Annotated in this window: 10 protein-coding genes; 3 read left to right on the plus strand and 7 right to left on the minus strand. The window is 65.2% G+C overall.

What is annotated here, in order from left to right; translation table 11 throughout:
• Positions 1–7 precede the first annotated feature (7 nt).
• The 3 genes from ATE64_RS05805 to pgi form a co-directional block, all read right to left on the minus strand.
• A complete protein-coding gene (locus ATE64_RS05805; RefSeq protein WP_058456443.1) occupies positions 8–1,024 on the minus strand; it encodes an aldehyde reductase in 1,017 nt (338 codons plus the stop codon).
• A gap of 159 nt (positions 1,025–1,183) precedes the next feature.
• Positions 1,184–2,530, minus strand: a complete 1,347-nt coding sequence (gene gor, locus ATE64_RS05810; protein WP_058456442.1) for a glutathione-disulfide reductase — start codon at positions 2,528–2,530, stop codon at positions 1,184–1,186.
• A 106-nt stretch (positions 2,531–2,636) separates the two neighbouring features.
• Entirely contained in the window at positions 2,637–4,142 is a 1,506-nt protein-coding gene (gene pgi, locus ATE64_RS05815; RefSeq protein ID WP_058456441.1) for a glucose-6-phosphate isomerase, read from the minus strand.
• 114 nt (positions 4,143–4,256) lie between these two features.
• On the opposite strand from pgi, the gene lepB reads away from it, so the two are divergent.
• Genes lepB through era form a run of 3 tightly spaced genes read left to right on the plus strand, consistent with a single transcriptional unit; the run spans position 4,257 to position 6,720 of the window.
• Complete coding sequence (lepB, locus tag ATE64_RS05820) at positions 4,257–5,150, plus strand: signal peptidase I (protein WP_082657889.1); 894 nt, start codon at positions 4,257–4,259, stop codon at positions 5,148–5,150.
• A complete protein-coding gene (rnc, locus tag ATE64_RS05825) occupies positions 5,147–5,830 on the plus strand; it encodes a ribonuclease III (RefSeq protein ID WP_058456440.1) in 684 nt (227 codons plus the stop codon). The genes lepB and rnc overlap by 4 nt, the downstream gene beginning before the upstream one ends.
• Positions 5,827–6,720, plus strand: a complete 894-nt coding sequence (gene era / locus ATE64_RS05830) for a GTPase Era (protein ID WP_058456439.1) — start codon at positions 5,827–5,829, stop codon at positions 6,718–6,720. The genes rnc and era overlap by 4 nt, the downstream gene beginning before the upstream one ends.
• Here era and ATE64_RS05835 read toward each other — a convergent pair.
• From ATE64_RS05835 to ATE64_RS05850, 4 genes are all read right to left on the minus strand, one after another.
• On the minus strand, positions 6,717–7,838 hold the full coding sequence (locus tag ATE64_RS05835) for a lipase family protein (RefSeq protein WP_058456438.1): 1,122 nt from the start codon (positions 7,836–7,838) through the stop codon (positions 6,717–6,719). The genes era and ATE64_RS05835 overlap by 4 nt on opposite strands.
• Positions 7,839–7,999: 161 nt before the next feature.
• Positions 8,000–10,552: a type I DNA topoisomerase gene (gene topA, locus ATE64_RS05840; protein ID WP_058456437.1), complete on the minus strand. Its 2,553-nt coding sequence runs from the start codon at positions 10,550–10,552 to the stop codon at positions 8,000–8,002.
• 98 nt (positions 10,553–10,650) lie between these two features.
• A complete protein-coding gene (locus ATE64_RS05845; RefSeq protein WP_058456436.1) occupies positions 10,651–11,643 on the minus strand; it encodes a hypothetical protein in 993 nt (330 codons plus the stop codon).
• 150 nt (positions 11,644–11,793) lie between these two features.
• Positions 11,794–13,401: a vWA domain-containing protein gene (locus tag ATE64_RS05850; protein ID WP_231729093.1), complete on the minus strand. Its 1,608-nt coding sequence runs from the start codon at positions 13,399–13,401 to the stop codon at positions 11,794–11,796.
• Positions 13,402–13,464 lie beyond the last annotated feature (63 nt).

The following is a 13,464-nucleotide window of genomic DNA, read 5'->3' on the forward strand; positions in this document are numbered from 1 at the left end:
GGCTCGCTCACACCTTCACGATTCCGCGCTCGATCAGGCTATGCGCCGTCGCAAGGATCGCCTCCTCGGGCGGCCGCACCGTCCAGCCAAGCGTGTCCATCGCGTGACGGCTGTCGCCGCCGCGCACATTGCCGAGCTCGGCGACGAGCTGCTTGAGTTCGGGGCGGACGAGCGCGAACAGCTTGAGCAGCCAGTCGGGCATTTTCCGCGTTGGCACCTTTCTCGCCTTATCGCCAAGGTTGGCGGTCAGTATGTTCGCGACATCGATCATCTTCAGGAACGGCCCCGAACAGACATAGCGTTCGTTGCGAATGTCCGGCGCGGTCAGCGCGCGATAATGGAGGTCGGCGACATCGCGCACATCGATGATGCCGAACCCGATATCGGGGCACATCGGCACCTTGCCTTCGAGCAGTTGCTTCACCAGTTCGATCGAGGTCGACAGGTCGTCGGACAGCAGCGGCCCGAATACCGCCGCCGGATTGACCGAGGCGAACTCGAGGTCGCCGCCCTCGGCCGCCACCCAGTCGCGCGCCGCGCGTTCGGCGACGGTCTTCGAGCGCGGATAAGGCATGACACCGGGGTTATCGAGATTGGTCCAGTCGGACTCGTCATAGAGTTCGCGGTCCTGGCCATGGCCATAGGCGATCGCCGCCATCGACGAGGTCAGGACGAACCGCCGGACACCCGCACCCTTGGCAAAGCGCAGCGCGCGCAGCGCACCTTCGCGCGCGGGAACAACCAGATCGTCGGCATGTTTGGGAACGTCCAGCGGAAAGGGCGAAGCGAGATGCGCGACATGGCTGCATCCCGCCATTGCCTCGGCCCAGCCGGCGTCGTTCTCGAGATCGGCGGCGAAGAAGCGAAGCTTGCTGTTATCGACCTGCAGCCAGCCGCGAACCTCGTCCTCGCGCTTCAGGCTGCGCACGGTGGTGTTCACCGTCCAGCCGTTTTCGATCAGCTGCCGGATCAGGAAGCCCGCGATATATCCGCTACCTCCAGTGACCAGTACCGTGCCCGTCATGCGCCTCTCCCTTGCTTGTAATGGCTGGAAGATAGCATGTCGGTTGCGATTAGAAATCTTTTCCGTTTCATCGTCATCCCGGCGAAGGCCGGGATCTCGCCGGTGCGTGATGATACAAGGTCGAGACCCCGGCCTTCGCCGGGATGACAATGAGTGGGGCTATTTCAGCAGCACCAGTTCCTCGGCCATGCTTGGATGCAATGCGACCGTTTGATCGAAATCGGCCTTGGTCAGTCCCGCCTTCACCGCAATTGCGGCCGCTTGCAAAATCTCCGGCGCGTCGGGGCCGATCATGTGGAGCCCGACGACCTGATCGGTCGCTGCATTGACCACCATTTTGTAGAGCGCGCGCTCGTTGCGGCCCGCGAGGACATTCTTCATCGCGCGGAAATCGCTGGTGTAGATGCGCACCGTGCCGAGCTGATTGCGCGCCTGCGCCTCGGTCAGCCCGACCGCGCCGATCGGCGGATGGCTGAACACCGCGCTTGGGACATTCTGATAGTCGACGACCGTCGGTTTGCCGCCAAACACGCTGTCGGCGAACGCCTGACCTTCGCGGATCGCTACGGGGGTGAGCTGGATGCGGTTGGTGACGTCGCCGACCGCGTAGATGCTCGGCACCGACGACTGGTTCGTGTCGTCGACCTTGATCGCGCCTTGATCGTCGAGCTCGACGCCGACCTCTTCCAGCCCGATGCCCCTCGTATTGGGCACTCGGCCGGTCGCCATCAGCACCGCGTCGACGATGAACGGATCGCAATTTTCCAGATGGACGGTCAGCGTGCCGTCGTCATTCTTCTCGATCGACTGGAAGGGCACGTTGAATTTGAAGTGGATGCCCTTGGTCATAGAAATCTGAAGCAGGCGATCGCGGATCTGCTCGTCGTAGCCGCGCAATATCGTGTCGCCGCGGTTGACGATCGTCACCTGGCTGCCGAATTCGTTGAAGATACCGGCGAACTCGTTCGCGATATAGCCGCCGCCCGCGATCATGATCCGCTTCGGCAGCCTCTCCAGATGAAAGACCTCGTTCGAGGTGATCGCGTGCTCGCTGCCCGGAAACTCGGGAACGTGCGGCCAGCCGCCGGTCGCGATCAGGATACGCTCGGCGGTCATCTCGGTGCCGTCGGCGAGCCGGACCTTCTGCGGCCCGACAATCGTCGCGCGTGTTTTGAAGACGGTGACCTTGTGGTTATCAAGCGTCTGGCCATAGAGGCCCTCGAGCCGGTCGACCTCGGCAAGCACATTGTCGCGCAGCACGTTCCAGTCGAAACGGCACTCGGGAACGTCCCAGCCGAACTTGCGCGCGTCGTGAATATCCTCGGCGAAATGAGCTCCGTAAACGAGCAGCTTCTTGGGCACGCAACCGCGGATCACGCATGTGCCGCCGACCCGATGCTCCTCCGCCACCGCAACGCGCGCGCCGTGCGAGGCCGCCACACGCGACGCGCGCACGCCGCCCGAACCGGCGCCGATGACGAAGAGATCATAGTCGAAGTCGCTCATGAATTACCCCTGAAATGGTCAGGCAGACATTCGCCGCCGACGTCAATGTGGTTACGCGCCGGCGGCTTGCCAATCGAATTTTGCGGTCAGAGACAGCGAGGGAGCCTCAGGCGCCGAGTGCCGCCTGCATCAGCGCCTGCGTCGCGGAATCGAATTCGATCGTGCCTTCGGCGAGCCCCTTCGCCATCTCCTTGCCCAGCTCGACCCCGAACTGGTCGAACGGGTTGATCCCGAGCAGGACCGCGTTGGCGAAGACACGATGCTCGTAAAAGGCGATCAGCGCGCCGAGGCTGCGCGGTGTCAGCTGGTCGAGCAGGATCGTCGTCGACGGGCGGTTGCCGGGATAGGCGCGCGCGCCGTCCGCGCTCGCGCGGCCCGCCATCAGCGCCGCCCCCTGCGCGATACAATTCGCGACGAGCGTTTCGTGATGCGCATCGTCGAGCAGATGATCGGGCTCGCGCGCGACGACGAACTCGACCGGAATGAGGTGGGTGCCCTGATGGAGCAGCTGGAATACAGCGTGCTGCGCATCGGTGCCGACGCCGCCCCAGGTAATCGGCGCACTTTGCTGCACGAGCCGCTTGCCCTCAAGGGTCACCGACTTGCCGTTCGACTCCATTTCAAGCTGCTGGAGATAGTCGGGAAGCAGCCGCAGGCGTTCATCATAAGCGAATACCGCACGCGTCTGGCAACCGAGGCGGTTGGCATAGATCTGGTCGGCGAATGCCGCGAGCAGGCAGATATTGCCGGCGCCCTCCGCAAGGCGGAAATGCCGGTCCATTTCGGCCGCGCCTTCGAGCAGGTCGGCGAACGCATCCCAGCCGAGCGCGAGCGCGGCGGGAAAACCGATCGACGACCACAGCGAATAACGCCCGCCGACCGTCTCGCTGAACGGCAGGATGCGCGTTTCGTCGATCCCCCATTCCATCGCGCGCTCGGGCATCGCCGTCAGCGCGATGAAGCGGCCGAGCGGATCGTCGACGCCGCCCTCTTCCAGCCATTGCAGTGCCGACGACGCGTTGAGCAACGTCTCGGTCGTCGTGAAGGTTTTCGATGCGACCGCGACGAGCGTGTAGGCCGGATCGAATTTCGCGAAGGCCTCCGCCAGCGCGGCGCCATCGACATTCGAAACGACCGCGACATCATAACGCTCGCTATGCCGTCCCAATGCATCGACGAGCAGGTCGGGGCCAAGCGCCGAACCGCCGATGCCGATGTGGAGCAAGTGCCGGATTTCTCCGAACGCGCCCGCTTCGATCGCATCGACCATCATCCGCATCCGCTGATGCAGCGCCTGCGCGACATGGACGGACTCGGGGCTCCCCTCGCCGCGTTCGGCGCTATGCTCGGCGGCGCGATTTTCGGTGGGATTGGCAATGCCGCCCGAAAACAAGGTCTTGCGGCGCCCGGCAAAGTCCTGCGCGGCGGCGAGGCCACCCAAAATGCCGATCGCCGCATCGTCTAGATGGGTTTTGGCGAAGTCGAAGCGGATATCGGCGACCGTACGAACCAGCGCCCGCAACCGCGCCTCGGGATCGGCCGACACAAGATCGGTCAGCTTCTGCGGCTGCCAGTCGGCAAGCGCCTGCCAGGCCTGATCGGCGGTCGTCATGTCGCAGCTCCTTCAATATCGGGCCACGCCTCTACGCCAGCGGCAGCCGCCGCGCCAGCGCGATCCGCCGATATTTGCTTGACGCGCAGACCTATTCGTCGCCAATGCCGGGCGATGACCGACGCCAGCCTGACCGCCGACAATTCGCCCGCCGCCCAGCCCGGCCCCGCGACGCCCGAACCGGCGCCGGTATCGGCCAGAGAAGAGGCGGTCGATACCGTCCGTTTCCTCGCGCTGCTGGCGATCGCGGTACTGATTTTCCGAAGCTTTTTCCTGTCGCCGTTCAACATTCCCTCGGAATCGATGCAGCCGCGCCTGTTGATCGGCGACTATCTGCTCGTGAACAAGATGGCCTATGGCTATTCGAAATACAGCCTGCCGTTCAGCGTGCCGCTGATTCCGGGCCGCGTCTTCGCCCGCACGCCCGAGCGCGGCGATGTCGTCGTATTCAAGGCGCCGCCGGTCAACGACAATGACTATATCAAGCGCGTGATCGGCCTGCCCGGCGATACGGTGCAGGTGAAGGAAGGCATCGTCTGGTTGAACGGCAAGCCGCTGAAGCGCGAGCCGATGGCCGATTTCGTGATCCCGGTGACGCAGAACATGCTCGACGCCTCGCGCACCACGGGCTCCCTGCCCTGCTACGCCCCGCAGTTCGAAGAGATCGGTGCGAATGGCCAGCGCCAGTGCCGGTACCGGCAGTTCCGCGAGACGCTTCCCAGCGGCAAGAGCTATGCGATCCTCGACATCACCACGATCCCCGAGGACAATACCGAACTCGTGACGGTGCCCGCCGGACACCTGTTCCTGATGGGCGACAACCGCGACCGCAGCGCCGACAGCCGCTTCGAGGCGCAGGAAAATGGCGGCATCGGCCTGGTTCCCGAAGAGAATCTCGTTGGCCACGCGCTCGTCGGAATGTTCTCGACCGACGGTTCGGCAAGCTGGATCAACCCGATCAGCTGGTTCACCGCCGCGCGCTGGAGCCGTATCGGGGAAGGCTTTTGAGCGACCGCGTTTCCGCGGAGACGATCGCTGCCCTCACCGGCGCCTGCCCCCGCAACCTGAGCCTCTATCAAGAGGCGCTGACCCACGGCAGCAGCGGCGCGGGCGACTATCAGCGGCTCGAGTTTCTCGGCGACCGCGTGCTTGGCCTCGTCATCGCGTCCGAATTGTTCCGCCGTTTTCCAAAGGCTGCCGAGGGCGAGCTTTCGTCGCGGCTTCATGCGCTCGCGTCGGGCGAGACGTGCGCGCGGATCGCGCAAGGGCTCGACCTCAATGCGCATGTCCTTTTCGGAAGCCAGGCGATCGGCGACGGCGGGCGGCATAGCGACAATATTGCCGCCGATGTGCTCGAGGCGCTGATCGGCGCGCTCTGGCTCGATCTTGGTGACGACGCCGCGCGCGCCTTCATCGTCGCCAAGTGGGGCGAGATGATCGACGGACAGGTCGCGGCGCCCAAGCACCCCAAGGCAGCGCTCCAGGAATGGGCGCTCGCGCGCAAACGTCGGCCGCCCGAATATCGCCTCGTCCGCCGCGACGGCCCCGACCATGCGCCGCGCTTCCTGGTCGCGGTTGCAGTGGGCAAGCTTGCAGAGGCCGAAGGCGAAGGCGCGTCGAAACAGGCAGCCGAAAAGGCCGCAGCGGCGGCGCTGCTCGAACGATTGATACAGGAAGAAGCAAAATGACCCAGCGCTGCGGCTTCGTCGCCGTCGTCGGTGCGCCGAACGCCGGCAAATCGACCCTCGTCAACGCGCTCGTCGGCCAGAAGGTCGCGATCGTGAGTCCGAAGGCGCAGACGACGCGCACGCGGCTGATGGGCGTCGCGATGGAGGGCGATGCGCAGATCGTGCTGATCGATACCCCCGGCATCTTCGCGCCGACGCGCCGGCTCGACCGCGCGATGGTTGCGGCCGCGTGGAGCAGCCTCGAGGAGGCCGAAGCGATCCTCGTGATGGTCGATGCCGCCGCCAAGCTGACGGGCCGCGTCGAGCGCGTCCTGGAGGGCATCGCGAACCGGCCCGAGAAGAAATATCTGATCCTCAACAAGGTCGATCTGACCAAGAAGGACAAGCTGCTGACGATCGCGAACGAGCTCAATGCTAAGGTCGCGTTCGACGAAACATATTTCATTTCGGCAAGCAGCGGCGACGGGGTCGCCGAGCTCAAGGCCAATCTCGCGGGGCTGATGCCCGAGGGGCCGTGGCACTTCCCCGAGGACGAAGTCAGCGACGCGCCTGAACGCATGCTCGCTGCCGAAATCACGCGCGAACAGCTCTACCGCCAGCTCCACGAGGAGTTACCCTATCAGTCGACGGTCGAGACCGAGCTGTTCAAGACGCGCCCCGACGGCAGCGCCGAAATCCACCAGCAGATCTTCGTCGCGCGCGACAACCAGCGCGCGATAGTGCTCGGCAAGGGGGGCGCCCGCATCAAGGAAATCGGTGCCCGTGCCCGCGCCGAACTGACCGAATTGATGGGCCGCAAGGTCCACCTGTTCCTGCACGTCAAGGTCAAGGAAAACTGGGACGAGGACCGCAGCATCTATCGCGACATGGGGCTCGACTGGGTCGATTAAATCCGCCGGCAGTCGTTCGGCGGGGCATTGCCGTCGAAGCGTGCGGTGATCCAGCCGATCGTTTCCTGCGCGCTGTCCTTCGCGCTGGAACCATGATCGCCCGCCATGTCGATCCAGCGTGTCGGCGTTCCGCGCCTGCAGACCGCCTTCGCGAACTTGCGCGTGACGGCGGGCGCGACGATCGTGTCCTTGCTGCTCTGCGCGATCAGCAGCGGGCCCGGCACGCGCGCGGGATCGACGCTGTTGGCCCGCGCGAAGGTGCCGAAGGGCTCGATCTTTGCGATATCCTTCGTTCGCGTCGCCCGCGCGATGGTGAGGATACCGAGGATCGTGCCGAGCTTCGGCTTCTTGTTGAAGGCGACGCAATTATTTTCGGCCAACCGGCGGATGATGCCCTGGTTGGTGCGATTGGCGATGCTGTCCTGCGGGAAGCCGTAGAGCGTCGACCAGCTGTGCAGCGCAAAGGATAACAGCAAGGCGCGCGCATTCTTGTCGCTGCCATCGCGCAAATTGGCCGCCAGATCGGTCGGCGGCGCCGCGGCAGCGGTGCCGACGAGGGTCAGATCGGGCGCGTAGCTGCGCGCCGCCGTCGCCGTCCACAGCGCCGCATGGCCGCCCTGCGACTCGCCCCACACCGCGAAGCTGCCGCCCGCTGCAGCGCCCGGGATCGCCCGCGCCGCGCGCACGGCGTCGAGCACCGCGTTCGCCGTGTCGGGACCGACCAGAAATGGATGCATCGTCGGGCTCGCGAGGCCGATATAATCGGGGGCGACGACGACATAGCCCGATCGGACGGCGTCCATCCCGGCGCTATATTCGAAGAAATTCGGACTCAGCGACGGAGCGCATTTCTCCGCAACACCCCACGCGCCATGCGTCCAGGCGATGACGCGGCGCGGGCGCGGCGGGATCGCTTCCATCGGTGCCGCGACGATGCCGGTGACCTGGAAACGCTGGCCGCTGCCATTGCTCGTCCAGTAGAGGATTTTCCACGCCTGCACCCCCGGCGGGGTTGCGTCTATCGGCTCGGCCGAAATCAGAGCGCCGGGTTGCTGCGCCGCGGCGGGCAGCACGAACAGGGCAAGAAGGGCGGACAAGGCGGCAAGCAAGCGTCGCATCGAAATACCTCCCGATGCGCCGACGTTAACACGACCCGATCATATTCCAAACGAGGCAAACGGCGGTGCGCTCCCGCGAAGGCGGGAGCCCATCACCCGGTCGCGCGATGCGGAGCCTGCCGGTGATGGGTCCCCGCCTTCGCGGGAAAGCACGATTTGGACTATTCCTCCGCAGCTTTCTTTTTTGCCGGAGCTTTCTTGGCCGGGGCTTTCTTCGCCGCAGCCTTTTTGGCGGGCGCCTTCTTCTTGCCCTTCGCCGGCCCTTTCGCCGCGCGCGCATCGATCAGCGCGATCGCCTCTTCCTCTGTCAGCGCATCGGCCTCGACCGTCTTCGGCAGCGTTGCGTTGGTCGTGCCGTCGGTCACATAGGGACCGAAGCGCCCCGCCATCAGCTTCATCTCGCCGCCGCTGGTCGGATGCGGCCCGAAGGTCTTCAGCGGTTCGGCTTTGGCCCGCGCGCCGCGTCCTCCGCCATTCGCCGCGTCAGCGATGCGCGCCACGGCGGCGTTCATGCCGATATCGAAGATCTCGGCGGTGCCCGTCAGCTTCGCATATTTGCCGTCGTGGAGCAGATAGGGGCCATAGCGACCCAGCCCGGCCATAATGACCTTGCCGCTCTCCGGATGCGTCCCGACTTCGCGCGGCAGGCTGAGCAGCCGCAGCGCATAGTCGAGGTCGAAATCCTCGGCCGGAATATCTTTCGGGATCGACGAGCGTTTCGCCTCCTTCCCGTCGCCGAGCTGGATGTACGGGCCGAAGCGCCCGCTGCGCTTCGACACTTCCAGCCCGCTTTCGGGGTCGGTACCCATCACCTCGGGGCCACTGTCGCCAGCATCGGAACCGCCCGGCTGCGCAAATTTCCGCGTGAACTTGCAGTCGGGATAGTTGCTGCACGCGATGAACGGCCCGAACTTGCCGCCGCGCAGCGCGAGCCGCCCTGTGCCGCAATTGGGGCAGAGCCTGGGATCGCTGCCGTCGCCCTTGTCGGGGAACAGGTACGGGCCGAGAAACTCGTCGAGCGCCGCTGTGATCTCCGACGGTTTCTGCTCCATCACCTCGCCGGTGCGCGGCTTGAAATCGCGCCAGAAACGCTCGAGCACCGCTTGCCACTGCGCGCGGCCACCCGATACGTCGTCGAGCTCTTCCTCAAGGCCCGCGGTAAAATCGTATTCAACGTAACGATTGAAGAAGCGTTCGAGGAACGCCGTCAGCAATCGCCCGCTCTCCTCGGGAATGAAGCGGTTCTTCTCGACGCGGACATAAGCGCGGTCCTTCAATACCTGCAGAATCGCGGCATAGGTCGACGGGCGCCCGATGCCGAGCTCTTCCATCTTCTTGACGAGGCTCGCTTCCGAATAGCGCGGCGGCGGCTGGGTCTCGTGCTTCTCGACTTCCACACCGGTCTTCGCAGGCGCATCGCCCTTGCTCATTGCCGGGAGCAGGCGCGCGTCCTCGTCCTCGGCGTCGTCGCGGCCCTCGTCGTATAGCGCGAGGAAGCCAGGGAACTTCACAACCTGCCCCGTCGCGCGCAGCACGGTCTTCCCCGTGCCGTCGGAGAGATCGATGCTGGTGCGTTCGAGCCGCGCCGAGGCCATCTGGCTCGCAAGCGCGCGCTTCCAGATCAGTTCGTAGAGGCGCGCGTGATCGCCGCCGCCGACCTTGTCCTTCGAGAAATCGGTGGGACGGATCGCCTCGTGCGCTTCCTGCGCGTTCTTCGCCTTGGTCTGATATTGCCGCGGCTGGTCGGGAACATAGCCGCCGTCATAGCGATCGGCGATCGCCTTGCGCGCGGCGCTGATCGCGCTGCCGTCCATCTGGACGCCGTCGGTACGCATGTAGGTGATCGCGCCGTCCTCATAGAGATCCTGCGCGACGCGCATGGTATGGCTGGCGGAGAAGCCGAGCTTGCGTGCCGCTTCCTGCTGCAAGGTTGACGTCGTGAAGGGCGGCGGCGGGTTGCGCGTGAGCGGCTTGGTCTCGACCGTGTCGACGGTGAAATGCCCCGCCTTCACATCGGCTTCGGCGGCGCGCGCATCGGCCTCGGTGCCGATCGAAAGCCGCTCGATCTTGTTGCCCCGCCAGCGCGACAGGCGCGCCTTGAACGGCGTGCCCGCCATTTCGAACAGGCCGGTGACCGACCAATATTGCTGCGCAACAAAGGCCTCGATCTCGCGCTCGCGCTCGACGATCATGCGCAGCGTGACCGACTGGACGCGGCCCGCCGATTTTGCACCGGGGAGCTTGCGCCACAGCACCGGCGACAGGGTGAAGCCGACCAGATAGTCGAGGGCGCGGCGCGCGCGATACGCATCGATCAGGTCGGTATCGAGTTCGCGCGGATGCGCCATCGCATCGGTCACCGCCTGCTTGGTGATCGCGTTGAAGGTCACGCGGTCGACCGCCTGCGGCAGCGCCTTTTTCTGGCGCAACAGTTCCTGCACATGCCAGCTGATCGCCTCGCCCTCGCGATCGGGGTCGGTCGCGAGGATCAGGCGGTCGGCGCTCTTCGCGGCGTCCTGGATGTCCTTCATCCGCTTCGCCTTGTCGGGATACATCTGCCACTGCATCGCGAAGCTGTCGTCCGGATCAACCGAGCCGTCTTTGGGCGGCAGGTCGCGGACATGGCCATAGCTGGCCAGAACCTTGAAATCGCGACCGAGATATTTCTCGATCGTCTTCGCCTTGGCGGGCGATTCCACAATCACCAATTGCATTGAAAAACCTGTTCCCCGATTACTCTCACGTACACGCGCGAGGGTGGCGGGCGCTCCGGCCCTCCGTCAAGCGGATTTAGGAAGCGCCCGCGCCGGGGTCAACGGAGAGCGCCCAGCCGTCCGATCAGGAGTTCGCTGGCAAGGCTCGCCGCCTTGGCTGCGCCCTCCTCATAGTTGCCGGGCTTGGCGGTGAACTCGAACTTTCGCGTCTTGCCGAAGCGCAGGCCACCGAAGCCCATCACGGCCGCCACGCCCCCCGCAACGTTGGCGCCCGATTGCAGCGCCTTGTCCGTTCCGCTCGACGCGTCGCTCTTCTCGACGAACTCGCCCTCGACAGCAACCGGCGCCTTGATCGTAATCACCGACTGCTTGCCGTTCGGCGCGATGAGCGTCATGCGCGAATAGTCGGCGCTGACCGACAGCGCGCTGTTCACCTGAATGCCGCCAAAGCTGAACGCGCCGGGGCGCTTCTGCTGCGAAAAGTCGATCAGATAGACGACATCGACGACGCCGACGCCGCTTTCGCGCGCATAATTGTTGAGCGCCATGCTCGCCTGCCCCGCAGACATGTTGATCCCCATGCTGCTCATCCCCGACCCGAGGAAGTCGCCCGGGATCATCAGCAGCGACGGAAAGGCGGTCGGCTTGAAATAGGTCGCCTTGCCCTTGCTGCCCTTTTCGAGGGCGATATTGATATCGAGCGGTACGTCCTGCGACTTGGTCTTGGCGAGCGCGCCGTGCCCGAACAGGTCAGCCGCGGGCTGAACCGTGTAACCGCCCGCAGCAAGCTGCTGCACGAAGTCGGCATAGGCGGCGTCGGTCACCGCTTGCATCATCTCGGGTGTCACGCCGACGAGCGCACTTTTGGCCTTTGTCGTCCCGCCGAACGCTCCCATCAGCCCGCCGCTTGCAGCGGTCTGGTCGATCGATTCAAAGATGAAGCCGACGTTGAAGGCGCCGATGGCGACCGTGGTAACGCCCTTCGCATTGGCCGGTCCCGAAATCTTGACCGGCTCGACATCCTTGGCGTTGGCGATGACAGGCTGAACCAGCAGCGCCGCGATCGCGGCAGCCGACAGCAATTTCCTCATGGGTCATATCCTCCGACCCCTCACTCCGCCAGCCGACCCCACCGACCGAAGAGAAAGGTTAATCGAAGCAACCCACGCCCCCGCATCGGTCAGATGTGGGGGCGTGTCAATGCCGGTATCGGAGCCTGCATCTCGACCGGCGTCGCTGCGTCAGCCGTTCTGCCATTTGAAGTCGGCCGGCAGGATGCATTTGCCAGCGTCATATTTGCCGACGCTGCGGATGATCTCCTTGTCGTCGGGCTCGATCCGGCGACCGCTGATCTGGCTGTCGACGACACGGCGGACCAGCGCATCGAGGCGCGTGACGAGATAGCAATCGATCGCAGGCGGCGCGTGCGGATTGCCCACACCGCTGTCGTCGGTCAGGAACAGATAGCGCGACTGGGTTGCCGCGGCCATCGCGCGCATCGCATATTCGGCCTTGTCGGCGACACCCGACGCCGCGACCGGGGTGATGTGGATCCGTTTGGCGCGCGCGACTTCGGCGGCTTGCCAGGTTCGCCCGAACAGTTCGTCGTGCGGCGGCGCGTCGGCGACGAGCAGCAGCGATTTCACTGCATCGGGGCGCCAGTCCTGCCCGACCGCACGGATCAGCGCCTGGTCCATCGCCTCGGGATAGTCGCCGCCACCGGTCGCATATTGCTGCGCCAGCGAGCCTTGCGCCGCGCCGACGTCGCGAGTGAAAGCGACCGTGCGCGTGACATAATCGTCGCCAAGATCGCGGTAGAAAACGAAACCGATCCGGATGTCGAGGTCGCGGTGCTTCTCCGTGATCGCCGCGATGATCGAGCGCATTTCGGACTGGAGATAGCGGATTTCGTCGCCCATGCTGCCGGTCGTGTCGACGACGAGCATCAGGTCGAGCTTCGTCGCCTTCGTTGCCGCCTGACTCGCGGTCAGTCCCACCGTCTGGCCACCCGGCGCGTTACTCACCAGCACGGCACGCGCGTCGGCAATCGTCCGTCCGGCTTTCCGCGCCGAAACGGTGACCCGTTCGCTGAGCCGGTCGAGGCCGGGGAAAAGGGCCACGCTGCCATCGGCCTGCGTCGCCATCGTGATGCTGTTGCCGTCGCTGCAGGTGACGACAACATCCGCGAACGGGATCGGCTGACCGCTGCGATCGTTGACCTTGACCGTCACGACCCGCGTCGTGTCGACCCGCGGCACCGTCCGGATCTCCTGCCCCAGGTTGCTGCGGTTCACATAAGCGGCGTAGAGTTCGGGATTGAGCAGGTCGTCATGTTCGCCCGCGGTCAAAATCCCCGACTGCGGCTGCGGATAGGGCCGCGGCGGAACCCTCGAAACGTCGCTCCGTGCCTCGAAATCGGCGGCCGATCCCGCGCTGATGCCTTCGGCCGGCGGCGTGGCGCTGACCGGTGCCGACGCCGACCCGACCGCACTGCCGGTCACGACCACCTCGCGCGCCGCACCGTCGGCCATCGGCGATGGCGGCGCCATCAACGGCGGCGGCGGCGGAGGTGGCGGGGGCGGCGGAGGCGGCGGTGCTTCAGGCATCGGCAGCGCTTCGGCCATATCGTCGGCGCGGTCGCGACCGCCGCGCGTCTTATACGGCCCGTCATTCTGCTGCGGTTGCGGCCTCACTTCGGGGTCGAGACGCGGTAGCGGGCCGGCATTGCGGCAGAAGCCCTGCTGCGGATCGACGGTCCGCGCATTGGCGTTCGCGAGAGGCAGCGGAGCAGGCCCCGAAGCCAGCACCGCAAACATCGTGACACCCGTCAGTAATCGACTTCGCATCATCCAACTCCCCGGCATGAGATGCAATATCATGAGCCTGTCGGTCGGCCGCTGAACCGTGGCTGA

Origin of the sequence: Sphingopyxis sp. H073 (assembly GCF_001468395.1) — a bacterium.
Lineage (GTDB): Bacteria > Pseudomonadota > Alphaproteobacteria > Sphingomonadales > Sphingomonadaceae > Sphingopyxis.